The organism is Streptomyces sp. NRRL S-455 (assembly GCF_000717875.1).
In the GTDB taxonomy this organism is placed as follows: Bacteria; Actinomycetota; Actinomycetes; order Streptomycetales; family Streptomycetaceae; genus Streptomyces.
On sequence record NZ_JOCT01000007.1, the window covers coordinates 21,509 to 45,396 of the forward strand.

General features: G+C 72.0%; 21 protein-coding genes. 14 read left to right on the plus strand and 7 right to left on the minus strand.

What is annotated here, in order from left to right; all coding sequences use genetic code 11:
- Positions 1 to 5: 5 nt before the first annotated feature.
- The 3 genes from IE97_RS0111650 to IE97_RS0111660 form a co-directional block, all read right to left on the minus strand.
- Positions 6 to 998, minus strand: a complete 993-nt coding sequence (locus IE97_RS0111650) for a carbohydrate ABC transporter permease (protein WP_030236252.1) — start codon at positions 996 to 998, stop codon at positions 6 to 8.
- Positions 999 to 1,098: 100 nt separating this feature from the next.
- A complete protein-coding gene (locus IE97_RS0111655) occupies positions 1,099 to 2,442 on the minus strand; it encodes an ABC transporter substrate-binding protein (RefSeq protein ID WP_030236254.1) in 1,344 nt (447 codons plus the stop codon).
- Between the two features lie 111 nt (positions 2,443 to 2,553).
- A complete protein-coding gene (locus IE97_RS0111660; RefSeq protein ID WP_030236257.1) occupies positions 2,554 to 3,573 on the minus strand; it encodes a LacI family DNA-binding transcriptional regulator in 1,020 nt (339 codons plus the stop codon).
- 210 nt (positions 3,574 to 3,783) lie between these two features.
- On the opposite strand from IE97_RS0111660, the gene IE97_RS0111665 reads away from it, so the two are divergent.
- From IE97_RS0111665 to IE97_RS0111680, 4 genes are all read left to right on the plus strand, one after another.
- On the plus strand, positions 3,784 to 5,151 hold the full coding sequence (locus tag IE97_RS0111665; RefSeq protein ID WP_030236259.1) for a hypothetical protein: 1,368 nt from the start codon (positions 3,784 to 3,786) through the stop codon (positions 5,149 to 5,151).
- 83 nt (positions 5,152 to 5,234) lie between these two features.
- Positions 5,235 to 6,353 (plus strand): phosphoserine transaminase, encoded by a 1,119-nt coding sequence (gene serC / locus IE97_RS0111670; RefSeq protein WP_030236261.1) that lies wholly within the window; start codon positions 5,235 to 5,237, stop codon positions 6,351 to 6,353.
- Positions 6,354 to 6,450: 97 nt separating this feature from the next.
- On the plus strand, positions 6,451 to 7,455 hold the full coding sequence (locus tag IE97_RS0111675) for a ketopantoate reductase family protein (protein WP_030236264.1): 1,005 nt from the start codon (positions 6,451 to 6,453) through the stop codon (positions 7,453 to 7,455).
- Positions 7,456 to 7,509: 54 nt separating this feature from the next.
- A complete protein-coding gene (locus IE97_RS0111680; protein ID WP_030236267.1) occupies positions 7,510 to 8,244 on the plus strand; it encodes a transporter substrate-binding domain-containing protein in 735 nt (244 codons plus the stop codon).
- An 88-nt stretch (positions 8,245 to 8,332) separates the two neighbouring features.
- Here the strand turns inward: IE97_RS0111680 and IE97_RS0111685 are convergent, their stop codons facing one another.
- Positions 8,333 to 9,280: a helix-turn-helix transcriptional regulator gene (locus tag IE97_RS0111685; protein ID WP_030236270.1), complete on the minus strand. Its 948-nt coding sequence runs from the start codon at positions 9,278 to 9,280 to the stop codon at positions 8,333 to 8,335.
- 90 nt (positions 9,281 to 9,370) lie between these two features.
- Here IE97_RS0111685 and IE97_RS0111690 point away from each other — a divergent pair, with 90 nt between their 5' ends.
- The 8 genes from IE97_RS0111690 (at position 9,371) to IE97_RS0111725 (ending at position 18,438) form a co-directional block, all read left to right on the plus strand.
- Entirely contained in the window at positions 9,371 to 9,736 is a 366-nt protein-coding gene (locus tag IE97_RS0111690; RefSeq protein ID WP_030236274.1) for a VOC family protein, read from the plus strand.
- Between the two features lie 172 nt (positions 9,737 to 9,908).
- A complete protein-coding gene (locus tag IE97_RS0111695; RefSeq protein ID WP_030236279.1) occupies positions 9,909 to 10,703 on the plus strand; it encodes a TIGR03084 family metal-binding protein in 795 nt (264 codons plus the stop codon).
- A complete protein-coding gene (locus IE97_RS0111700; RefSeq protein WP_030236282.1) occupies positions 10,700 to 12,367 on the plus strand; it encodes an acyclic terpene utilization AtuA family protein in 1,668 nt (555 codons plus the stop codon). Before IE97_RS0111695 ends, IE97_RS0111700 begins: the two co-directional genes overlap by 4 nt.
- Complete coding sequence (locus IE97_RS0111705) at positions 12,364 to 13,962, plus strand: acyl-CoA carboxylase subunit beta (RefSeq protein ID WP_030236285.1); 1,599 nt, start codon at positions 12,364 to 12,366, stop codon at positions 13,960 to 13,962. The genes IE97_RS0111700 and IE97_RS0111705 overlap by 4 nt, the downstream gene beginning before the upstream one ends.
- A 14-nt stretch (positions 13,963 to 13,976) precedes the next feature.
- The gene (locus IE97_RS0111710; RefSeq protein ID WP_030236287.1) at positions 13,977 to 15,830 is read left to right on the plus strand and encodes an acetyl/propionyl/methylcrotonyl-CoA carboxylase subunit alpha; all 1,854 of its coding nucleotides are present in this window, start codon (positions 13,977 to 13,979) and stop codon (positions 15,828 to 15,830) included.
- 81 nt (positions 15,831 to 15,911) lie between these two features.
- Complete coding sequence (locus IE97_RS0111715) at positions 15,912 to 17,039, plus strand: acyl-CoA dehydrogenase family protein (protein ID WP_030236289.1); 1,128 nt, start codon at positions 15,912 to 15,914, stop codon at positions 17,037 to 17,039.
- 39 nt (positions 17,040 to 17,078) lie between these two features.
- On the plus strand, positions 17,079 to 17,816 hold the full coding sequence (locus IE97_RS0111720; protein WP_030236292.1) for an enoyl-CoA hydratase family protein: 738 nt from the start codon (positions 17,079 to 17,081) through the stop codon (positions 17,814 to 17,816).
- A 4-nt stretch (positions 17,817 to 17,820) separates the two neighbouring features.
- Entirely contained in the window at positions 17,821 to 18,438 is a 618-nt protein-coding gene (locus tag IE97_RS0111725; protein WP_030236296.1) for a TetR/AcrR family transcriptional regulator, read from the plus strand.
- A gap of 18 nt (positions 18,439 to 18,456) precedes the next feature.
- On the opposite strand, the gene pdxH is transcribed toward IE97_RS0111725, so the two are convergent.
- Positions 18,457 to 19,125, minus strand: coding sequence for a pyridoxamine 5'-phosphate oxidase (pdxH, locus tag IE97_RS0111730; protein WP_030236300.1), 669 nt, complete (start codon positions 19,123 to 19,125; stop codon positions 18,457 to 18,459).
- 288 nt (positions 19,126 to 19,413) lie between these two features.
- On the opposite strand from pdxH, the gene IE97_RS0111735 reads away from it, so the two are divergent.
- On the plus strand, positions 19,414 to 20,514 hold the full coding sequence (locus IE97_RS0111735; protein ID WP_030236303.1) for a citrate synthase 2: 1,101 nt from the start codon (positions 19,414 to 19,416) through the stop codon (positions 20,512 to 20,514).
- A gap of 18 nt (positions 20,515 to 20,532) precedes the next feature.
- On the opposite strand, the gene IE97_RS0111740 is transcribed toward IE97_RS0111735, so the two are convergent.
- Positions 20,533 to 21,042, minus strand: coding sequence for a diadenosine tetraphosphate hydrolase (locus IE97_RS0111740; RefSeq protein ID WP_030236308.1), 510 nt, complete (start codon positions 21,040 to 21,042; stop codon positions 20,533 to 20,535).
- Positions 21,043 to 21,491: 449 nt separating this feature from the next.
- On the opposite strand from IE97_RS0111740, the gene IE97_RS0111745 reads away from it, so the two are divergent.
- Positions 21,492 to 22,895 (plus strand): PAS domain-containing protein, encoded by a 1,404-nt coding sequence (locus IE97_RS0111745; protein ID WP_030236311.1) that lies wholly within the window; start codon positions 21,492 to 21,494, stop codon positions 22,893 to 22,895.
- A 98-nt stretch (positions 22,896 to 22,993) separates the two neighbouring features.
- Here the strand turns inward: IE97_RS0111745 and IE97_RS0111750 are convergent, their stop codons facing one another.
- Positions 22,994 to 23,749 (minus strand): SIS domain-containing protein, encoded by a 756-nt coding sequence (locus tag IE97_RS0111750; RefSeq protein WP_030236314.1) that lies wholly within the window; start codon positions 23,747 to 23,749, stop codon positions 22,994 to 22,996.
- Between the last annotated feature and the right edge of the window lie 139 nt (positions 23,750 to 23,888).

The window sequence follows — 23,888 nt, forward strand, 5'->3', positions numbered from 1 at the left end:
GGGAGTCAGTCCTCGTTGTCGGGCCGGACGACGCGGCGCTGGACGATCGTCAGGACGACGACGATCAGGAAGAACACCACCGTGACGGCCGAGGCCTGCCCGATGTTGTTCTGGTCGAAGGCCGTGGTGACGGCCTGGTACATCACGGTGCGGGTGGCGTCCTCGTCCAGGCCGCCGCCGCGGATGAGGATGTACACCTGGTCGAAGACGCGGAACGACAGCACCGAGGTCAGCATCGCGACGAACACCAGGGTGCCGCGGATGCCGGGCAGGGTGACGTGCCGGAACTGCTGCCAGCGCGAAGCCCGGTCCAGCTCGGAGGCCTCGTAGAGCTCGCCCGGGATCTGCTGGAGGCCGGCCAGCAGGATGACCATCTGGAAACCGACGCCCTGCCACACCGACAGCACGATGATCGAGCCCATCGCGGTGAGACCGTCACCGAGCCAGTCGAAGGCACCCCAGTTGCCGAAGGTGACCACGTCCAGCGCGGAGTTGAGCATGCCCTGCTCGCTGCGGGCGAGGATCAGCCGCCAGATCACGGCGACCAGCGCCATCGGGAAGACCACCGGCATGAAGAAGAAGGACCGGAACAGGCCGATCGCCTTCAGCTTGCGGTTGAGCAGGATCGCCAGCGCCAGCGCCAGACCCGTCTGGAGCGGTACGACGACCACGGCGAAGGTCAGGTTGTTCAGCAGCGCCCGCAGGAACGGGCCGGACAGGTCGGGGTCGGTGAACAGCCGCCGGTAGTGCTCCACGCCGAAGAAGGTGGGCTCCAGCGGAGAGCCGAGACGGACGTTGTAGAAGGAGAGCACCACGGCGTAGCCGAACGGGATGCCGACGAAGGCGATCAGCCCGCCGACGGCCGGGGCGGACATCAGCAGCCCGTGCAGCCAGTCGCGGTTGCCGCGCGACGGGCGCGAGGGCTTCGCGGAGGGCGCGGGCGAGGCGGCCTGCGCCCGGCCAGGGGGCGCGGCGTGCGCGGGTTCCACGGTTTTCACGGGAGGGTCCTTCCCGGCGGGGCGGGCTCGTCCGGTACGGGGCCGCATCGTCGCGCGGCCACGTCGCCGACGGCCCGCCCGGGCCGATGCGTGCTGCGGGTTACGGGATCTCGTAGCCGGCGTTGTCGGTGAAGTCCCGGTCGATGGCGCGGGCGGCCTTCTTCAGGGCTTCCTCGGGGTCGGCGCCGCCGTAGATCGAGTTCAGGGCCGTGTTGAACTTGGCGGTGACCGTGGGGTATCCGGCGGTCACCGGGCGGGTGACGGCGACGCAGGAGGCGCTGATGTCGCTGTCGCCGCACGGCTTGGCCAGCTGGTCGGCGAAGAGCTGGAGCGGGCCGCCCTTCTTGTACAGCTCGCTCTTGGCGAGGGCCGACTTGGTGGCGGGCACCGCGCCGTTGGCCTTCGTCATCGCGCCGACGTTGGCGTCGTTCAGCAGGTAGTCCAGGAACGTGCCCGCGGCCTTGCCGTTCTTGCTGTCGGCGCCGATGCCCCAGGCCCACGAACCCTGGCCGGTCTTGGGCCCGTTGCCGAAGTCCGGCAGCGGCAGGACGGCGAGGTCGTCACCGAGCGCCTCGCTGTACGCCGGGTAGTTCCAGTGGCCGACCCAGCTCAGCGCCACCTTGCCCTTGGCGAAGGCGTTGCCGTCGGTGTTGGGGTCGACGTACGTCTTCCAGGACTGGAAGGTCTTCATCGCGGAGACGACCTTCGGGCTGTCCAGGGCGCCCGCCGCCTTGCCGTCCTTCAGCAGGCCGCCGCCGGCCGACCAGACGATCGGGGAGAAGCCGAAGGTGCCCCACTCGGAGGCCAGTCCGTACTGCTCCGATATGTCGAGGACCTTGCCGTCGGAGTCCTTGCCCTTCAGCGCCTTGAGCGCCTTGCCGAACTCCTCGGCCGTCCAGGCGTCGTCCACGCTCGTCGGGTACTTCACGCCGGCCGCGTCCAGCAGCTTCTTGTTGGCGTACATACCGAGCCCGGCGTCGAACATGCCCAGGCCGTAGTGCTTGCCGTCGATCTCGCCCTGCGCCTTGATCGCGTCGGTGGCGTTGCCGAGGGTCTTGGCGGAGACGTGACCGTCGACCGGGGCGAGCTTGCTGTTGAAGACGAAGTTCGCCATCGTCGGGCCGTCGAACTCCAGCACGTCCGGCAGTTCGGACGCGTCGGTGGCGGTGATGGTCTTGGTGTAGTCCTTCTCGGGTATGAGCTTCAGCTCGGCCTTGATGGCGCTCTGCGAGGAGTTGAAGGACTTCACCGCGTTCTGCAGCGCGGCCGCCTCGCTCGCCTGGCCCTGGTGGGCCCAGACGCTGATGGTGCCCTTGCCGCTGCCCTTTTCGGCGGAGGTGTCGGTGCCGCCGCCACCCCCGCCGCAGGCGGCCAGCGCCGCCAGGGGCAGCAGAGCGAGGGCCGTCAGGCCCGTACGACGGTGTTTTCCGTGTCCGGTGATCATGTGATGTCTCCGTGCGAGGGTGCGGGTGGGTACGCGGACGGTGGGGAGGGGCCGAGGGCCGGAACAGCGCCCCCGGCGGGGGAGGGGGGAGAGGGGAGGGAAGGGGTGGAGCTACCGCTGCCGGCCGGTGTTCGGGGGAGCGGTGGTCTCGCGCAGGACGAAACGGATGGGCATCTCGACGGGGTGCGGCGGCCCGGCGTCCGGATCGTCCAGCCGAGCCAGCAGCAGCCGGGCCGCCTCCCGGCCCTGAGCGGCGACCGGCTGGGCCACGGTGGTCAGCCCGACCACCTCGGACAGTTCGTGATCGTCGAAGCCGACGACGGACACGTCCTCCGGAACCCTCAGCCGGTGCCGGCGCAGGGCGCGCAGCGCGCCCATCGCCATCTCGTCGGACTGGGCGAACACGGCGGTCGGCGGGTTGCGCAGCGCCAGCAGCTCGGTCATGGCCAGCTCGCCGCCCTCGACCGTGTAACCGCCGTCCGACTCCAGGCCGGGGTCGGGTTCGATCCCGGCGTCGGCCAGCGCGTCCAGGTAGCCCTGCCGGCGATCGAGGGGCGTGGTCCAGTGCAGCGGCTCACTGGCCCCGGAGATCATGCCGATCCGCCGGTGGCCGAGGTTCACCAGGTGCCGTACGGCGCTCTCCGCCCCGCCCCGGTCGTCGATGCCGACCACCGTGAAGCCGGGCCGGGGGCCACCGACCGTGGTCGACAGCGGCACGTCGAGGGACCGCAGGGCGGAGGCCTCCTCCGGGTCCGGGATCAGGAGGGACAGCACGGCGTCGACCCGCTTGCGGATCGGCAGCTTGGTGAAGAAGCGCTTGCGGGCCTCCGGTGAGCCGAGGTTGTACAGCAGGACGTCGTAACCGGCGGCGCTGAACACCTTCTCGGCGGCGTCCAGCACGGTGCCGAAGAACCAGCGGCCCACGTACGGGACGACGACGCCGATGGTGTGGGTGCGCCCGCTGGCCAGGCTGGACGCCGAGCGCGAGGCGGTGTAGCCCAGCTCGGCGGCCACCTCCACGATCCGGGCCCGCATCTCCTCCGACACCCCGGGACGGCCGCGCAGGGCCCGGGACACGGTGGACGCCGAGACCCCGGTGGCCTCGGCGACATCGGTGATGCTGACCGTCACGGGACGCTCCTTGGTCGGGTGCACGCCGCGTGCCCGGGTTCGTCCGGAACACATCGGCGTGTGGGGGAGTGACGAGACCGTAAACCCGCCCACGCGGTTGCGCAAGCGTTTGCGTTCGGGTTTTACTTCGGCTGACTCTCAGAGAAACTCTCGCCAGCCAGAACACAGCGCACGCGCTTGAGTGCCGCTGTCGGCAGACAGGACCTGTCCATGCGATACGCGCCGCCCGGCCTCTGCGTGAACGACTTCGACCTCCTGCGCCACGCGGACGGCACCTACACCGTGCTGCACCTGCAGGGCCCGTGGACGGCCGAGTTCGACCACCTGCGCATGGAGACCTCCTACGGCCGGGCCACCTCCACCGACCTGGTCCACTGGGAGCCGCAGGGCACCGCCTTCGGCAACGGCCTGCCCGGCCGGTTCGACCAGCAGGCGGTGTGGACCATGCACGCCTTCCCGCACGGCACCGGCATGGCGATGCTCTACACCGCCGTCTCCGGACTCACCCCCGGCGGCTGGCCCCTGCAGTCCGTCGGCCTGGCCTACTCCGACCGCACCGACGGCACCGGCTGGCGCCGCCACGGCACGGGGCCCGTCGTCGAGGCGGACGGTCGCTGGTACCGCACGGGCGAACGCATGGGCTGGCGCGACCCCTTCGTCGTACGCGACGACGAGTCCGACGGCTGGGTCATGCTGGTCTGCGCCGCCGACGCCTCCCTGCCGGTCGAGGTCAGCGGCTGCGTCGCCTGGGCCACCTCCGACGACCTGGAGCACTGGACCGTCCACCCGCCGCTCATCTCCCCCGGCGACGTCGACGAACTGGAGTGCCCGGTCTTGGAACGCCTCGACGACGGCAGTTGGCTGCTGCTCGGCTCCATCGGCGCCACCCGGGGCTTCGAGGCGTGGACCGCCCCGCGGCTGCGCGGCCCGTGGACCCGCCGCGGCCCGCTCGGCCCGACGGGCGCGTACGCCCCGCGCGTCGTCGCCGCCCCCGACGGCTCCCGCGTGGTGCTGCACACCACCCCGCGCCGCGTCGGCCTCACCGACACCGGCGACCGCTGCCGCGGCATGCTCGCCCAGCCCAAGTCCCTCGTCGTACCGCGGGACGCGGCGCCCCGCCTGGAGTGGTGGCCGGGCCTGGACCCGTGGCTCGGCGAGGAGTCGTACGACGCCTCCCTGAACGCGGTCGGTGACGTCGCCCTCTCCGGCCGCACCGAGATCACCCTGCGCACGCATGTCTCCGACGGCGACCGGCCCGCGCTGACGGTCACCTGCGACGGCAAGAACCTCGCGGTCACCGGCCCCGAGGGCGCCCCGCTCGGCGAGACCCTGCTGACGGAACCCGCCGCGGCCCTGCGCATCCTCACCGTCGGGGAGTACGTCGAGGTCTACGCCGACGGCGTCTTCGTCCTCACCACCCTGTGCTACTCCGGCCGTCCCGCCCCCTGGACGGCCACCACCGAGGGCCGCGTCCGCCCCGTCCCCGTCCGCCCGGTCCGGCTGCCGGCCCCGCACCGCGACGACGCCTCGGCTGTCTGGCCGGGCCCGTCCGGCGCGTCCGGCCCGTCCGGCGCGTGAAGGGCCGGGGGGCTGTCCGAAGACCGTCTCACCCGACGGACGACGTTTCGCCCAGGTTTCCGGAAACGGCTACGCTCCACTCCGTGGCTGAGATCCAGATTCCCTCTGACATCAAGCCCGCGGACGGACGTTTCGGCGCGGGTCCCTCCAAGGTGCGGACGGAGGCGCTGGACGCCCTCGCCGCCACCGGCACCTCCCTCATGGGCACCTCCCACCGCCAGGCTCCCGTCAAGAACCTGGTCGGCAAGGTGCGCGAGGGCATCAGCGAGCTGTTCCAGCTCCCCGACGGCTACGAGGTGATCCTCGGCAACGGCGGCTCCACCGCGTTCTGGGACATCGCGACGCACGGCCTGATCGAGAACAGGTCGCAGCACCTCACCTTCGGCGAGTTCTCCTCCAAGTTCGCCAAGGCCGCCAAGCTCGCCCCGTGGCTCGCCGAGCCCGACGTGATCTCCGCCGACCCCGGCACGCACCCCGAGCCGGTCGCCCAGGCGGGCGTCGACGTCTACGCCTTCACCCACAACGAGACCTCGACCGGTGTCGCCATGCCGATCAAGCGGGTGGCCGGTGCCGACGAGGGCGCCCTCGTCCTGGTCGACGCCACCTCCGGCGCCGGCGGCCTCCCGGTCGACATCGCCGAGACGGACGTCTACTACTTCGCCCCGCAGAAGTCCTTCGCCTCCGACGGCGGCCTGTGGATCGGGATCTTCTCCCCGGCCGCCCTCGAGCGCGCCGAGCGCGTCCACGCCTCCGGCCGCCACGTGCCGGAGTTCTTCTCGCTGCCGACCGCGATCGACAACTCCCGCAAGAACCAGACGTACAACACCCCGGCCCTCGCCACCCTGTTCATCCTCAACGAGCAGCTTGAGTGGATGAACGGCCAGGGCGGCCTGGACTGGGCGGTCCGCCGCACCGCCACCTCCGCGCGGACGCTGTACGGCTGGGCCGAGGACGTCAAGTTCGCGAACCCGTTCGTCACCGACCCGGCCAAGCGCTCGCAGGTCATCGGCACGATCGACTTCACCGACGAGGTGGATGCCGCCGCCGTCGCCAAGGTCCTGCGCGCTAACGGCATCGTCGACACCGAGCCCTACCGCAAGCTCGGCCGCAACCAGCTGCGCGTCGCGATGTTCCCGTCGATCGACCCGGCGGACGTCGAGGCGCTGACCAAGTGCGTCGACTACGTGATCGAGAAGCTCTGACCTTCTCCCGTACGTGACCGAGGGCGCCCCGCCTGTGTGGGGCGCCCTCAGTCGTGGTCACCTTGTACGACACTGAAGCGAAGAGCCAGGGGGGCGAATGCGCTACATCATCATCGGGTCCGGAGCGGTCGGCGGTTCGATCGGGGGGCGGTTGCACGAAAGCGGCCGGGCCGTCGTCCTGGTCGCCCGCGGGGCACACTTCGAGGCGCTGCGGGACAACGGGCTGCGGCTCACGGTCCCCACCGGCACGCTCACCCTCGACGTGCCCGTCGTGCCACGGCCGGAGGACGTCGAACTACGCGAGGACGATGTGCTCGTGCTCGCCGTCAAGACGCAGGACAGCGTGGCCGCCCTGGACGCGTGGGCCGCGCGGCCGGTGGCGGGCGGCGGCACGGCGGGCGAACGCCTGCCGCTGGTGTGCGCCCAGAACGGGGTGGAGAACGAGCGCCTGGCGCTGCGCCGTTTCCGCGAGGTGTACGGCATGTGCGTCGTCCTTCCCTGCAGCCACCTGAACCCGGGTGAGGTCGTCGCGCCCTGCGGGCCCAACACCGGCGCCCTGGTCATCGGCCGGTACGGGACGGGCCCGGACGACACCGCCCGGCGGATCGCGGACGACCTGGAGAAGGCCCGCTTCCTGGCTCCGGTGGCGGCGGACGTGATGCGCTGGAAGTACGGCAAGCTCCTGGGCAACCTCGCCAACGTGGTCGAGGCCGTGTGCGGTTCCGCCTCGGACGGCGCCGCGCGGGACCTGGTCGCCCGGGCACAGGCCGAGGGTGCCGCGACCCTGGACGCCGCGGGCATCGCCTACGCGAGCGGGCCCGAGATCACCGAACTGCGCGGCGGGACGGTCGACCCGCAGCCGATCCCCGGCCAGCGCGCTCGCAGTTCGTCCTGGCAGAGCCTGGCGCGCGGCGCGGGATCCATCGAGACGGACTACCTCAACGGGGAGATCGTGCTGCTCGGACGACAGCACGGCGTGCCCACACCGGTGAACGCGGCCCTGCAGCACGCCGCCCGGGAGAGCGTGCGCCAGAGCCGGGAGCCGGGCGGCCTGACGGCCGAGGAGCTGAGCAGGCGCATCACCGCGGGCGTCACGGGCTGAGAACGTGTCCGGAACACGGCCCGGGTGCCGGAGGCGGAAATCTAGACTCCCGGCATGAGCCTGCCCTCACTGGTCGCCGACCTCGCACCCACCGGAGTCCTGCGCGCCTCGATCAACCTCGGCAATCCCGTTCTGGCCCAGGGCACGCCGGAGGCGCCGAGCGGCATCACCGTCGATCTCGCCCGGGAGATCGCGGCCCGGCTCGGTGTGCCCGTGGAGTTCCTCTGCTTCGACGCCGCGCGCAAGTCGTTCGAGGCGATGGCCGACGGGCGGGCCGATGTCTGCTTCCTCGCGATCGAGCCCGCCCGCGAGGCAGAGGTCGCGTTCACCGCGCCGTACGTGCTCATAGAGGGGGTGTACGTCGTGCCCCGCGACTCCGGCCTCAAGACACCCGAGGACGTGGACGCGCCGGGAGTCCGGATCGGCGTGAAGGCCGGCTCCGCCTACGACCTCTACCTCACCCGGACCCTGCGCCACGCCACACTCGTCCGCGGCGCCGAAGGCGTCGACACCTTCGCCGCGCAAGGCCTGGAGGCGGGCGCGGGCATCCGGCAACCGATGAGCGCGTACGTTTCCGCGCACCCTGAAGTGCGGCTGATCGAGAAGGGGTTCATGCAGATCCGCCAGGCCGTCGGCACGACCACCACTCGACGGCCGGAGACCGTACGGTTCCTGCGGGATCTGGTCGAGGAGCTCAAGGCCGACGGCTTCGTCGCCGCGTCGCTGCGCCGCGCCGGGCAGTCCGAAACGCTGGCGGCCCCCATCGTGCCGGGGCCCGATGCGCGTTAGGCACGACAACAGCCGCCAGTTGTCCGGACACGCCGGGTGGTCATCCGCCTGAAGGTGGACCGGCTGTACGGGACGGCCCTCTTCATCGTCAGGTGTACTTCTGGAGGATCTGCTCGGCCAGCTGCCGAATGCGCTCGCGCGCTTCCTCGGGGGCGGTCACAGTGAGGCTGTCACCGAACTGCAGGAGCTGACGGACGTCCTCCAGGTTCCGGCCGGTGACCGTGATGCTCACGCGCCCCTCTCCGACGGTGTCCCGAACGATCAGCTTACGGCCGAGGATGCGCCTCGCCCGGCCGAGGTGCCGCGAGTCGAGTTCGGCGTGGATCGGGAAGGTCCTGGGGTTCTCCCAGTCCGCCGTCAGCTCTGCCGCGACGCTGTCCAGGGTCGCGTCCGGACGCAGCCGGCGAGCCGCCCGCATCGGCTCCCAGTCGACAAGCCTCTCGAGCGCGTGGAGCCGGGGACGGCCCGCGGAGTCCGCCACCAGATACCACCTCCCGGCCTTGGCCAGCAGACCGTACGGGTCGACGACCCGCCACGTGGCCTCGGTCTCCTCGGACCGGCGGTAGGAGATGCGCAACCGCACACCGCGCCGCAGGTCACCGACGAGCGCTGCCGGGGGCATGCCCTCGGAGTCCGGGGAGAACCACGGTCTGTTGTCGGTGGTGACGACCGCGCTCAGCGGTAGCCCACCGGTGCGCGACGCTCCCGGCCGGGGGCGCACCTTCTGGTGCGCGCGCCGGGCGTCGGCGGCGGCTCCGAGTTGCTCGCGTTGCTCGTCGTCGAGGCCGTAGAGGACGAGGTGGTCCCGTTCCTCCGGTGTGAGCCGTGACGTGTCGAGCAGACCACCGGGCAGCAGAGTCACCCCGCCCCAGCGGCCGCGCCGGACCAGCAACGGGAAACCCGCCTCCTGCAGCCACCGCAGATCGCGCAGGACGGTACGGACCGACACGCCGACCTGAGCCGCCAGGTCGGCGGTCGTCGTGGTCCCCCTGGCCTGCAGCGCCAGCAGCAAGGTGAAGAAGCGATCCGGAGTCACGGGATCGAGAATCCCAGAAAACATGACGGGATCCGTCATGAATGACCGGCACGCTCCATTCGCAAGCAAGACCGACCGAAGGAGCGAGACATGCCGAGCCCGATCGTGTTCATCGTCTACGTCAACGACGCCCCCGAAGCCGCCCGTTTCTACGCGGACCTTCTCGAGATCAAGCCCGGTTTCGAGACTCCCCGGTACATCACCTTCGACCTCGGTGGCGGTGCGGAACTCGCGCTGTGGAGCGGGCAGGCCGAAGGTCTGACTCCCGAGGTGCGGCGGACCAGTGAGGTCTGTCTCGTGCTGACGGGCGGACCGGACGTGATCGACCGCCGGTTCGAGCAGTGGGTCGCGAAAGGCGTGCGCGTGGTCAGCGAGCCCCACGACGAGGCGTTCGGGCGCACGTTCGTCGTGACGGATCCGGACGGCAACCTGATCCGAGTCGCTCCCGTCGACTGACGACCGGCTGCCGACGACCGCGGCGATACCGCGGGGCGGCGGGCCGCAGCCGTCCCGTGGTATCGCTCCTCCTTTTTTCATGCAAGCACGCTTGATTGTTTCTTGCGTCGCTGCCATGCTCCTCAGCACGCCGCACCGCCCCGCACACCGCCGTGCCCCGAGGGGAGCGCCCGTGTCCGATCCGACATCCGTGATCGACGACCTGCACGAGGAGAGCGAGGAACTCGACCGACTCGTGGCCGGGGCGGCTTCGGAGCGCTGGGCGCTCGCGACGCCCGCGCCCGGCTGGACCGTGGCCCACCAGATCGCCCACCTCGCCTGGACGGACCGCTCGGCCCTGCTCGCCGTCACGGACGCCCACGGCTTCCGCGCCCTGGTCGAGAGGGCACTCGCGGCGCCGGGCTCCTTCGTCGACGAGGGCGCCGAGGAGGCCGCCGGTCTCCCGCCCGCGGAGTTGCTCGCGCGGTGGCGTGCCGGGCGGGCGGCGCTGGAGGAGGCGCTGCGGGCCGCCCCGCCCGGGGCGCGGTTCCCTTGGTACGGCCCGCACATGTCGGCCGCCTCCATGGCGACGGCCCGTCTCATGGAGACCTGGGCCCATGGGCAGGACGTGGCCGACGCGCTGGGTGTGGTGCGCCTACCTACCGACCGGCTGCGCCATGTGGCCTGGCTCGGGGTGCGGACCCGGGACTTCGCCTACGGTGTGCACGGGCTGACCCCGCCCGCCGATCCCTTCCGGGTCGAACTCGTGGCGCCCTCCGGTGACTTGTGGACGTACGGGCCGCGGGACGCCCCGCAGCGCGTCACCGGACCCGCCCTCGACTTCTGCCGCCTCGTCACCCAGCGCGCCCACCGCGACGACCTCGCCCTGCGCGCCGACGGCCCCGACGCCGACCGCTGGCTGGACATCGCCCAGGCCTTCGCCGGTCCGCCGGGCGGCGGCCGTGCCCCGAAGGGAGAAGCCGGGTGACCCTCCGCATCGGCAACGCCTCCGGCTTCTACGGCGACCGCTTCGACGCCATGCGCGAGATGCTCACCGGCGGTGACCTGGACGTCCTCACCGGCGACTACCTCGCCGAGCTGACGATGCTGATCCTCGGCCGGGACCGGCTGAAGGACCCCGGCGCCGGATACGCCCGCACCTTCCTGCGGCAGCTTGAGGAGTGCCTGGGGCTCGCCCACGAGCGGGGCGTGAAGATCGTCAGCAACGCGGGCGGGCTCAACCCGGCCGGGCTCGCCGACGCCGTCCGGGCTTTGGCGGAGCGGCTGGGCATCCCCGTGCGGGTGGCCCATGTCGAGGGCGACGACCTCACCGCCGCGTACCCCCACAGCCTCGCCGCCCACGCCTACCTCGGCGGCTTCGGCATCGCGGCCGGTCTGCGGGCGGGCGCCGACGTCGTCGTCACCGGGCGGGTGACGGACGCGGCACTCGTCACCGGGCCCGCCGCCGCCCACTTCGGCTGGGGCCAGGGGAACTTCGACCGGCTCGCGGGCGCCGTCGTCGCCGGGCACGTGCTGGAGTGCGGGACGCAGGCCACCGGCGGCAACTACGCGTTCTTCCGGGACGGGGACGTCCGGCGGCCCGGCTTCCCGCTCGCCGAGCTCCACGACGACGGCAGCTGCGTCATCACCAAGCACCCCGGCACCGGCGGCTTCGTCGACGTCGGCACGGTCACCGCCCAGTTGCTGTACGAGACGGCCGGCGCCCGGTACGCGGGACCGGACGTCACGGCCCGGCTGGACACCGTACGGCTTGCCCAGGACGGCCCCGACCGGGTGCGCATCGAGGCCGTGCGCGGAGAGGCGCCGCCGCCCACCCTCAAGGTCGGGCTCAACAGGCTCGGCGGCTTCCGCAACGAGGTCGTGTTCGTGCTCACCGGCCTCGACATCGAGGCCAAGGCCGCCCTGGTGCGGGAGCAGATGGAACCCGGCCTCGGCAAGGTCGCCGACGCGCGCTGGGAACTGGTCCGCACCGACCGGCCCGACGCCACGAGCGAGGAGACGGCGAGCGCGCTGCTCCGGCTCGTCGTACGGGACCCGGACCAGGGGGCCGTCGGACGTGCGCTGACCGGGGCGGCCGTGGAGCTGGCGCTCGCCAGTTACCCCGGCTTCCATGTGCTGGCGCCACCGGGAAAGGGCTCGCCCTATGGGGTGTTCCAGGATGTGTACATCCCCCATGGCGCCGTCGACCATGTAGCCGTCCTCCACGACGGACAGCGGGTGACCGTACCGCCCGCCCAGGACACCCGCGTACTCGACGCCGTACCCGAGCCGCCCCTGCCGGAGCCGATTCCCCCCGGACCCACCCGGCACGCCCCCCTCGGTCTCGTCGCGGGCGCCCGCAGTGGTGACAAGGGCGGCAACGCCAACGTCGGTGTGTGGGCTCGCACGGACGACGCCTGGCGGTGGCTCGCCCATGAGCTGACGGCCGACAGGTTCCGGCAGTTGATACCCGAGAGCCGTGAACTGCCGGTCGCCCGGCACCTCCTGCCCGACCTCCGCGCCCTCAACTTCGTCGTCGAAGGGATCCTCGGCGCCGGCGTCGCCGCGCGACACCGCTTCGATCCGCAGGCCAAGGCCCTCGGCGAATGGCTGCGCTCCCGCCGCCTGGACATACCGGAGGTTCTCCTGTGACCGTCCTGACCTCCGCGCTCGACCCGAACACCCCCGAGTACCGGGCCAACCGCGAGGCGATGCTCGCCAAGCTCACCGAACTCGACGCCGAGCACGCCAAGGCCCTCGCGGGCGGCGGCGAGAAGTACGTCGAACGGCACCGCGGGCGCGGCAAGCTCCTCGCCCGCGAGCGCATCGAGCTGCTCCTCGACCCCGACACGCCCTTCCTGGAACTGTCCCCGTTGGCCGCCTGGGGCAGTGACCACACCGTCGGCGCCTCCCTCGTCACCGGCATCGGGGTCGTCGAGGGCGTGGAGTGCCTGATCACGGCCAACGACCCGACCGTGCGCGGCGGAGCGAGCAACCCCTGGTCGCTGAAGAAGGCCCTGCGCGCCAACGACATCGCCCTCGCCAGCCGGCTGCCCTGCATCAGCCTGGTGGAGTCCGGCGGCGCCGACCTGCCGTCCCAGAAGGAGATCTTCATCCCCGGGGGCGCCATCTTCCGGGACCTGACCCGGTTGTCCGCCGCCGGTATCCCCACCGTCGCCGTCGTCTTCGGGAACTCCACCGCGGGAGGCGCCTACATCCCCGGCATGTCCGACCACGTGATCATGGTCAAGGAGCGCGCCAAGGTGTTCCTCGGCGGTCCGCCGCTGGTGAAGATGGCCACGGGGGAGGAGAGCGACGACGAGTCCCTGGGCGGCGCCGAGATGCACGCACGGGTGTCCGGCCTCGCCGACCACTTCGCCGTCGACGAGCACGACGCCCTCCGGCAGGCCCGGCGCGTGGTCGCCCGCCTCAACCACCGCAAGGCCTACGACGATCCCGGCCCGGCCGAACCACCCAAGTACTCGGCCGACGAACTCCTGGGCATCGTCCCCGGCGACCTCAAGAGCCCCTTCGACCCGCGCGAGGTCATCGCCCGCGTCGTCGACGCCTCCGACTTCGACGAGTTCAAGCCGCTCTACGGGACCAGCCTCACCACCGGCTGGGCGACCCTGCACGGCTACCCCGTGGGTGTACTGGCCAACGCCCAAGGGGTCCTCTTCAGCGAGGAGTCCCAGAAGGCCGCCCAGTTCATCCAGCTCGCCAACCAGCGCGACATCCCGCTGCTGTTCCTGCACAACACCACCGGATACATGGTCGGCCGGGAGTACGAGCAGGGCGGCATCATCAAGCACGGCGCGATGATGATCAACGCCGTCAGCAACTCGAAGGTCCCCCACCTGTCCGTCCTGATGGGCGCCTCCTACGGCGCCGGCCACTACGGCATGTGCGGACGCGCCTACGACCCCCGCTTCCTCTTCGCCTGGCCCAGCGCCAAGTCGGCCGTCATGGGCCCGCAGCAGCTCGCCGGTGTGCTGTCGATCGTCGCCCGCCAGTCGGCCGCCGCGAAGGGCCGGCCGTACGACGAGGAGGCGGACGCCGCCCTGCGCGCCATGGTGGAGCAGCAGATCGAGTCCGAGTCGCTGCCGATGTTCCTCTCGGGGCGGCTGTACGACGACGGCGTCATCGACCCGCGCGACACCCGCACCGTCCTCGGCCTGTGCCTGTCCGCCATCCACACCGCCCCCTACCAGGGCGCCCGTGGCGGCTTCGGCGTCTTCCGGATGTGAGGCAAGGGAACCAGATGATTTCCACACTGCTGGTCGCCAACCGGGGCGAGATCGCGTGCCGAGTCTTCCGCACCTGCCGCGAGCTGGGCATCGGCACGGTCGCCGTGCACTCGGACGCCGACGCGGGCGCCCTCCACACGCGCCTGGCCGACGCGAGCGTACGACTGCCGGGGACCGCGCCCGCCGACACCTACCTGCGCGGCGACCTGATCGTGAAGGCCGCCCTCGCGGCCGGCGCGGACGCCGTGCACCCCGGCTACGGCTTCCTCTCCGAGAACGCCGGCTTCGCCCGCGCCGTCCAGGACGCGGGCCTCGTCTGGATCGGCCCGCCCCCGGACGCCATCGAGGCCATGGCCTCCAAGACCCGCGCCAAACGACTGATGGGCATCCAGCCCCTCACCGAGGTCACCGAGATCACCGAGGCCGACCTGCCGGTCCTGGTGAAGGCGGCCGCGGGCGGCGGCGGACGCGGCATGCGCGTCGTACGGCACCTGGCGGACCTGGACGGCCAACTGGCCGCCGCACGCGCCGAAGCGGCGAGCGCCTTCGGCGACGGCGAGGTCTTCGTCGAGCCGTACGTGGAGAACGGCCGCCACGTCGAGGTCCAGATCCTCGCCGACACCCACGGCACCGTCTGGCCCCTCGGCACCCGCGACTGCTCCCTCCAGCGCCGCCACCAGAAGGTGATCGAGGAGGCCCCCGCCCCCGGACTCGCCGGCGGGCTCGAGCGGGAACTGCACGCCCTCGCCGTACGGGCCGCCCGAGCCGTCGACTACGTGGGCGCCGGCACGGTCGAGTTCCTCGTCGCCGACGGCAAGGCCCACTTCCTGGAGATGAACACCCGCCTCCAGGTCGAACACCCCGTGACAGAAGCCGTGTTCGGACTCGACCTGGTGGCGGAACAGATCCGCGTCGCCGAAGGCCACGCCCTCGACGCCGACCCGCCACACGCGCGTGGCCACGCGATCGAGGCCCGCCTGTACGCCGAGGACCCCGCCCGCGACTGGTCCCCGCAGACCGGCCGCCTGCACCGCCTGACCGTGCCGGACGGCGTCCGTCTGGACACCGGCTACACCGACGGCGATGAGATCGGCGTCCACTACGACGCGATGCTCGCCAAGGTCGTGTCGTACGCTCCCACCCGCACGGAGGCCCTCCGCAGGCTCGCCTCCGCCCTGGAGCGGGCCGCCATCCACGGCCCCGTCACCAACCGCGACCTCCTGGTCCGCTCCCTGCGCCACCCGGAGTTCACCGCGGCCCGCATGGACACCGGCTTCTACGACCGCCACCTGCCGGACCTGACCGAGCCGTCCCCCGACCCGCACGCCACCCTGGCCGCCGCCCTCGCCCAGGCCGTCGGACGCTCCCGCTTCGGCGGCTGGCGCAACGTCCCCTCGCAGCCGCAGACCAAGCGCTACCTGATGGCCGGCGAGGAGCACGAGGCCCGCTACCGGCACACGAGGCAGGGCCTGGAGGCGGACGGCGTGCGGGTGGTGCACGCCGAGGCCGATCTGGTGATCCTCGAAGTGGACGGCGTGCGGCGCCGGTTCGAGGTCTCCCGTCACGGCGACCAGGTGTACGTCAACACCACCGCCCTGACGGCCCTGCCCCGCTTCCCCGACCCGACCACCCAGCACGCCCCCGGCTCCCTCCTGGCCCCCATGCCCGGCACGGTCGTCCGAGTCGCCGACGGACTGACCGCGGGAACGCCCGTGAAGGCCGGAGACCCCCTCCTCTGGCTGGAGGCGATGAAGATGCAGCACAAGATCACGGCCCCGGTGACAGGAACGCTGAGCGAGCTGCGCGCGGTACCAGGCCAACAGGTGGAGCCGGGCTCACTACTGGCTGTGGTGACGGAGACCTCTTAGGGGCGCGGGGCTCCATCAATATGCGCCTACCGCCGCGCGGGCGCGACCAGCCACGACGAGCCCGCATCCGAAAGGACCCCGATGGACACCGAAGACCACAAGGCACTGCGAGCAGCCGTCGCCGCGTTCGGCAAACGCCACGGCCCAGGCGTCGACACCGCACAACTCTGGTCCGACGCAGGCAAACTCGGCTACCTCGGCGTCAACCTCCCCGAGGAACACGGGGGCGGCGGCGGAGGCATCTCCGAACTCTCCACAGTCCTGGAAGAACTCGGCGCCGCCGGCTGCCCCCTCCTCATGCTGGTGGTCTCACCAGCGATCTGCGGCACAGTGATAGCCCGCTTCGGAACCGACGCCCAGAAACAAACGTGGCTCCCCGCCCTGGCCGACGGCACCCGCCTCATGGCCTTCGGCATCACCGAACCGGACGCCGGCTCCAACAGCCACCGCATCACCACCACCGCCCGCCGCGACCAGGACACCGGAGACTGGATCCTCAACGGCCGCAAGGTCTTCATCTCCGGCGTCGACATCGCCGACGCGACCCTCATCGTCGGCCGCACGGAGGACGCCCGCACCGGCCGCCTCAAGCCCTGCCTGTTCATCGTCCCGCGCGACACCCCCGGCTTCACCCGCCACCCCATCGACATGGAACTGGGCGCCGCGGAGAAGCAGTTCGAGCTGACCCTCGACGACGTACGGCTGCCCGCCGACGCCCTCGTCGGCGACGAGGACGCGGGACTCCTCCAGCTCTTCGCCGGTCTCAACCCCGAGCGCATCATGACGGCCGCCTTCGCGATCGGCATGGGCCGCCACGCCCTCGCGAAAGCCGTCGAGTACGCCCGCGACCGCACCGTCTGGAACACCCCCATCGGCGCCCACCAGGCCATCGCCCACCCCCTCGCCCAGGCGCACATCGACCTCGAACTCGCCCGCCTGATGATGCAGAGGGCGGCGAACCTCTACGACGCGGGCGACGACATGGGCGCCGGAGAGGCCGCCAACATGGCGAAGTACGCGGCCGGGGAGGCCTGCGTGAAGGCGGTCGACCAGGCCGTGCACACCCTCGGCGGCAACGGCCTCACCCGCGAGTACGGCCTCGCCCGGCTGATAACGGCCGCGCGGGTGGCCCGTATCGCCCCGGTGAGCCGGGAAATGATCCTCAACTACGTCTCCCACCAGACCCTGGGCCTGCCCAAGTCGTACTGAGCACCGAGACGGCCTGCGCGCTCGAGGAGGAACCACACGATGCACGCCTTGGTGAGCACGGCACGCACGCGTGCCGTCGAAACCCTCACCCTCGACTCGCCCCACAACCGCAACGCCCTCTCCGCGGCCCTGGTCGGCGAACTGGCCGACGCGCTCGCCGACGCCGGCAAGGACACCGGCGTCCGCGCGGTCGTCCTCACCCACACCGGCACCACGTTCAGCGCGGGCGCCGACCTCCGCGACCCTCCGTCCCCCGAGGCCCTGACCGGCCTGTTCCGGCAGATCATCGAACTGCCCAAACCGGTCGTCGCCCGCGTCACCGGCCACGTCCGCGCCGGCGGCCTCGGCCTCCTCGCCGCCTGCGACATCGCGGCCGCCTCCACCGAAGCCACCTTCGCCTTCACCGAGGTCCGCATCGGCGTGGCCCCCGCGGTCATCTCCCTCCCGCTCCTCCCGCGCACGGACCCGCGCGCCCTGGCCCGCTACTACCTCACCGGCGAACGCTTCGACGCTGCCGCGGCCACCACGACCGGCCTGCTCACCGCCTACGGCGACGACGTGGACGCGACACTGGCCCCCATCCTGGAGGGCCTGCGCGGAGCGGCCCCCGACGCCCTGGCCGAGACGAAACGGCTGCTCACGGCTAGGGTGCTGGAGGCCTTCGACCGGGACGCGGCGGACCTCACCGCGCTCTCGGCCCGGCTGTTCTCCTCCCCGCAGGCCCGCGAGGGGATGACGGCCTTCCTCGAACGACGGGATCCGGCATGGGTGGTGTAAGGACATGGGCGGTGTGAACACGGCCGACCGCGCGGAGCGAGTCCCCAAGCAGGACCGCAGCCGGGCCACCCGGCAGCGGCTCCTGGAAGCCGCCGTCGCCTGCCTCGCGGAACACGGCTGGGCCGGTTCCACGGTCTCCGTCGTCGCCGAACGCGCCGGCGTCTCCCGCGGCGCCGCCCAGCACCACTTCCCGACCCGCGAGGACCTCTTCACGGCGGCCGTCGAGTACGTCGCCGAGGAACGCTCCACCGCCCTGCGCGCCCTGTTCCCGCAGGGCGCCGCCGGAGACCGCCACACGGTCGTCGCCGCCCTGGTCGACCTCTACACCGGACCGCTGTTCCGCGCGGCCCTCCACCTCTGGGTGGCCGCCTCCAACGAGGACCAGCTCCGGCCCCGCGTCACCGAACTCGAATCCCGCGTGGGCCGCGAAACCCACCGCATAGCGGTCGACCTGCTCGGCGCCGACGAGACCGTCCCCGGCGTCCGCGAAACCGTCCAGGGCCTTCTCGACATGGCCCGCGGCCTGGGCCTCGCCAACCTCCTCACCGACGACGCGTCCCGCCGGGAAAGAGTGGTGGCGCAGTGGGCGGGGCTGCTGGAGGAGGCGCTGCGCCGCCCATAGGAACCGCCCGGCGGCCGGTCACGGACTGAGCCGCTCCACCCGCCAGCTCCCGTCCGCCTGCTCCACGTACCGCAACCGGTCGTGCAGCCGGTTCTCGCGGCCCTGCCAGAACTCCACCGTCTGCGGGGCCACCCGGAAACCGCCCCAGTGCGGCGGCACCGGCACCTGCTCCCCCTCCGGGTAGCGCGCGGCCAGCTCGGCGTACCTCTCGTCGATGTCGGCGCGCGTGGCGATCACCGAGGACTGGGCACTGGCCCACGCGCCGAGCTGCGAGCCGTGCGGCCGGGTCCGGAAGTACGCCGCCGTCTCGTCCCGCCCGGTACGCCGCGCGACCCCGGTGACGATGACCTGCCGGGCCATCGGATGCCACGGGAACAGCAGCGAGACGTACGGGTTCTCCGCCAGGTCGCGTGCCTTGCGGGAGTCGTAGTTCGTGTAGAACACGAACCCCTGCTCGTCGAAGTGCTTCAGCAGCACCGTACGGGCGCTGGGCCGACCCTCGGCGTCGGCCGTCGAGACGACCATGGCGTTCGGCTCGAAGAGCCCGCCGTCCGTCGCGGCCTGCTTGAACCAGCGCGCGAACTGCTCGACGGGGGTGGCGGCCAGCTCGGTCTCGGAGAGCCCCTCGGCCCGGTAGTGCTTGCGCATCGAGGCCAGATCGAAGGGGGCGGCGTCGCGGTCGGTCACCCGGTCATCTTGCCGTACCGACGGTGTCCTTCGTCACTGAGTGGCACTGAGTGCCGCGAAGTCTCCCCAACGGTGGCACTCAGGGATATCGTTTCGGTGCCGTTGCGGTTGGGTGACCGCCAGCCGCACGGGGCATCACAGGGGGGAGACCGGCCCGGACCGCGAGTCGCCGCGCACGACCGTGGATCCATCGGACGGCCGCCCGCCCGCTTCACAAGCTGACTGACACATGGTCCGCCCCACCCCACACCAACACCATCTGTCACTTACATCACGAGGAGCCGCCTGATGTCCGACTTCGTACCCGGGCTCGAGGGAGTCGTCGCGTTCGAGACGGAGATCGCCGAACCGGACAAGGAGGGCGGCGCCCTCCGGTACCGGGGCGTCGACATCGAGGACCTCGTCGGCCACGTCTCCTTCGGCAACGTCTGGGGCCTGCTCGTCGACGGCGCCTTCAACCCCGGCCTGCCGCCCGCCGAGCCCTTCCCCATCCCCGTGCACTCCGGCGACATCCGCGTCGACGTCCAGTCCGCCCTGGCGATGCTGGCCCCCGTCTGGGGCCTGAAACCCCTCCTGGACATCGACGCCGAGCAGGCCCGCGACGACCTGGCACGAGCCGCCGTCATGGCCCTGTCCTACGTCGCCCAGTCGGCCCGCGGCCAGGGCCTGCCCATGGTCCCGCAGCGTGAGATCGACAAGGCCCACTCCGTCGTCGAACGCTTCATGATCCGCTGGCGCGGCGAGCCCGACCCCAAGCACGTGGCGGCGGTGGACGCGTACTGGACGAGCGCCGCGGAACACGGCATGAACGCGTCCACCTTCACGGCCCGCGTGATCGCCTCGACGGGCGCGGACGTCGCGGCGGCCCTCTCCGGCGCCGTGGGCGCCATGTCCGGCCCCCTGCACGGCGGCGCCCCCTCCCGGGTCCTCGGCATGATCGAGGAGATCGAGCGCACGGGAGACGCCGAGGCCTACGTCAAGAACGCCCTCGACAAGGGCGAACGCCTCATGGGCTTCGGCCACCGCGTCTACCGCGCCGAGGACCCGAGGGCCCGGGTCCTGCGCCGCACCGCCCGCGAACTGGGCGCCCCCCGCTTCGAGGTCGCCGAGGCCCTCGAAAAGGCCGCCCTCGCCGAACTCCACGCCCGCCGCCCCGACCGCGTCCTCGCCACGAACGTCGAGTTCTGGGCGGCCATCGTCCTGGACTTCGCCCAGGTCCCGGCCCACATGTTCACGTCCATGTTCACCTGCGCCCGCACGGCCGGCTGGTCCGCCCACATCCTCGAACAGAAGCGCACCGGCCGCCTCGTCCGCCCCTCGGCCCGCTACACCGGCCCCGGCTCCCGCAACCCGCGCGAGATCGAGGGCTACGGGGACATCGCCCACTGATCCGACGGCCGCACGGCCTCACCCGGCACCGGGTGAGGCCGTCAGCACGTCCCGCCCGGCGAGCCGGTCCAGCTCCTCACCGATCGCCTCCCGCAGCCGGTCGTGCCGCACCCCGAGCGCGTACCGCTCCTCGCTCCACATCGCACGCGGGTAGAGCCACACCGGCAGCCGCACGAGATCCTCGGGCTCCCAGTCGTACCGCGGCCACACGTGCGCGTGCAGGAACCCGTCGGCGTTCCCGAGGATCTCCAGATTGACCCGCCGAAACCCCGCTTCCACCCGCCGGCAGGCCCGCTCGACGGCCTCCCCCAGCCGGTCCATGTCCCCCAGAAACGCCAGCCGGCTGCTCCTCGGCAACTCGGACAACCGCTGGACCCCGGGATCGTCCGTCAACAGCACCGAGTAACCGGGCAGGAACTGCACATCGCCGATCGCCGCGAACCCGGCGTCCAGCCTGCGCATCACGGCCGGATTCTCACCCCGCAGCGCACTCCCGACCCGATCGTCGCGCCACTCGTCCACCGCCATCGCCCCCTGAGGCTCCCGAAAACGCAGACGACCCGCGAGTCTGGTTCCTCCGGAGAGGAGCCGGCCGGACGTACCGGCGACTCGCGGGTCGGGTGACTGCTGGAGTTTGGGCCGGCTGCGCGTTCGCTCACGCGCTGGTCCGGCACCGCACTGTGTGTGGTGTCGGGCCGCTAGCCCGCAGCCACCTCACGCGTCCGGTTCTCATACATCTGCCGAACCACCTCCCTTCTCGTGTACCTGGAACCCTAGGAAACCGCCCGGCCCCGCATCAACCGATTTTCTGAGACCTTGACTCCGGCTCCCGGCACGTTGACGTCGCGATCGCCGCCGTACAACGATTCCTGCAATGTTGTGGGAACCCGGTGTGCGTTGGGTCACGTTCCAGTTGAATGATTGCAAGTAGCGAACCGACGTGCCGTACGTGCGGACGCAGCCTGCAGGGGGTCCAGGTGAGTGCTTCCCGGCGTAGTGGGACCACCGACGAACTGGGGCCGGACGAGCCCGGGCGGGACGGTTCGGACCCGGGTGGTCCGGATCTGCTTGCCGCCCTGCTCGACGGTATGGACGCGGCGCTGTGCGCCTTCGACGCCGACGGGGTCGTGACCCACTGGAATCGTGAGGCCGAGCGGATCCTGGGGTGGAGCGCGGACGAGGCCGTGGGGCGGCGCGGGCTGGCCGGGTGGGCCGTGCGCAGCGCGGACGCCGAGGAGGTCGAGGGCCGGCTGCTGGCGGCGATGCACGCCCCGGGGCGTCAGGTGCACGAGTTCGCGCTGCTGACGAAGGACGGCGGGCGGGTGCTCGTGCGGACGCAGTCGGCGGTGGTGCGGGGGCCCGACGGGAAGCCGGTGGGTGTGTACTGCGCCTTCAGCGAGGTGCACACGCAGATCGATCTGGAGCGGTCGATCGCGTTGAGCGAGGCGCTGTTCGAGGACGCCGGCTGGGGTGTCGTGCTCGTGGACGTCGATCTGCGGCCGGCCGTGGTGAACGTGCACGCGGCCCGGGCGCTGGGCACGGGGCGTACGTCCGTGCTGGGGCGGCCGCTCGGGGAGCTGCTGTCGCAGGGTGTGGAGGAGCTGGAGAGCGCGCTGCAGCATGTGCTGGCGGAGGGTGCGCCGCCCGCGCCGGCCGAGGTGTGGGTGACGGTGCGGACGCCGGAGGGGGAGCGGCGGCGCTGCTGGCGGAGCGGGTTCGTGCGGCTGGCTTCGCCGCTCGCGGAGGAGCCGGTGCCGTTGGGTGTGGGCTGGCTGTTCCAGGACGTGACGGAGGCCAAGCAGGGCGAGCAGGAGGCGTCGCTGCTGCGGTTCCGTGCGCAGCAGCTGCACCGGGCGTCGCGGGCGGCGGCCGAGTGCGAGGATCCGGTGGAGGCGGCGACCGTCCACCTGGACTTCGCGCTGGCCGGGTTCGCGGACCACGCGCTGATCGACCGGGTGGCCGGGGGTCCGCTGGCGGATGCGGAGTCCGGGGGGCCGGTGCGGCTGGTGCGGGTCGCCGCGACTCCGTCCGGTGCGCCGGGTCCGAGCAAGGTCGCGGGCCGGGCGGGCCTGCCGGTGCGGTATGCCGAGGGGCATCCGGCGTTGCAGTGCGTGGAGCGGGTCGGGGCGCTCCGGGCGAGCGCGGGGGCGGTACCGGCCGAGGAGGCCCGGGAGTGGGCTCTGGCCCGGCAGTGGCCGCCGGACGCGGTGCACGCCCTGTGCGCGGTGCTGCGCAGCCGGGGTCGGACGCTGGGCGTCGTGACGTTCCTGCGGGGTGCGGGGCGCAGTGCCTTCGAGCGGTCCGACGCGATGTACGCGGAGGACGTGGCGGTCCGGATCGCGGCGGCGCTGGATCTCGCGGGGTTGTCCGGCGCGGAGTGACGTGTCGCGGGGCTGTCCGGCGCGGAGTGACGTGTCGAGGGGCTGTCCGGCGCGGAGTGATGTGACGGGGAGGGGCCCGGGGCCCGGGGCGGTTCGTCTCAGCGCCGGTAGTAGATGCGGTCCGCGTACTGCTCCATCACGCGCGCGTTCCAGTCGTGGCCCCCGTCGACGTTCCCGGAGCGCAGCAGAGGGGGTTCGGTGCCGCGGTCGGCGAGGGTGGTGGCCGTGGTCGCCATGACGGCCTGGAGGAGGGCCGAGGTGACGACGGTGGAGGCGGGGGCGAAGGGGGCGGGCACCTTGTCGTGGGTGAGTTCCGCGTCGCCGACCGCGATCTTCGAGTCGAGGACGAGGTCGCAGTGGTCCTTGAGGAAGGTTCCCGAGGCGTGCCGGGACTCGGTCTGCGAGGCGTATGCCACCGAGGTCACGCCGATGACCTTCACGCCCAGGGCGCGTGCGTGCACGGCCATCTCGACGGGGAGGGCGTTGCGCCCGGAGAGGGAGATGATCAGCAGGGCGTCGCCGGCGCGGAGCGGGGAGCTGTCCAGGACGGCGCTCGCGAGGCCGTCGACGCGTTCGAGGGCGGAGCCGAGCGGTGCGGGCATGACGTCGACGCCGACGACGCCCGGCACGGCGAGCAGGTTCATGAGTGCGAGGCCGCCGGCGCGGTAGACGAGGTCCTGGGCGGCGAGGGAGGAGTGTCCGGCGCCGAAGGCGAAGAGGCGGCCCCCGTCGGTGACGGTGTCGGCGAGGAGCGTCCCGGCTGCCGCGATGCTGTCGGCCTCCTCGTCGCGGATCCGCTGCAGCAGGCCGATCGCGGCGTCGAGGAACTGGCCGGCCGGGGCGCGGTCGCTCATACGGTTCCCTTCAGGGGCCTCGGTGGGCTTGTGTCGCGCATCACGGTGCGGTCTGGACCAGTGCGGTGTCAATACGGCCGTGTGGGGGCGTCCCGAGCGCCGGGAGTTCCTGGAGAGGGCGGCTGTACCCGTTCCCGGG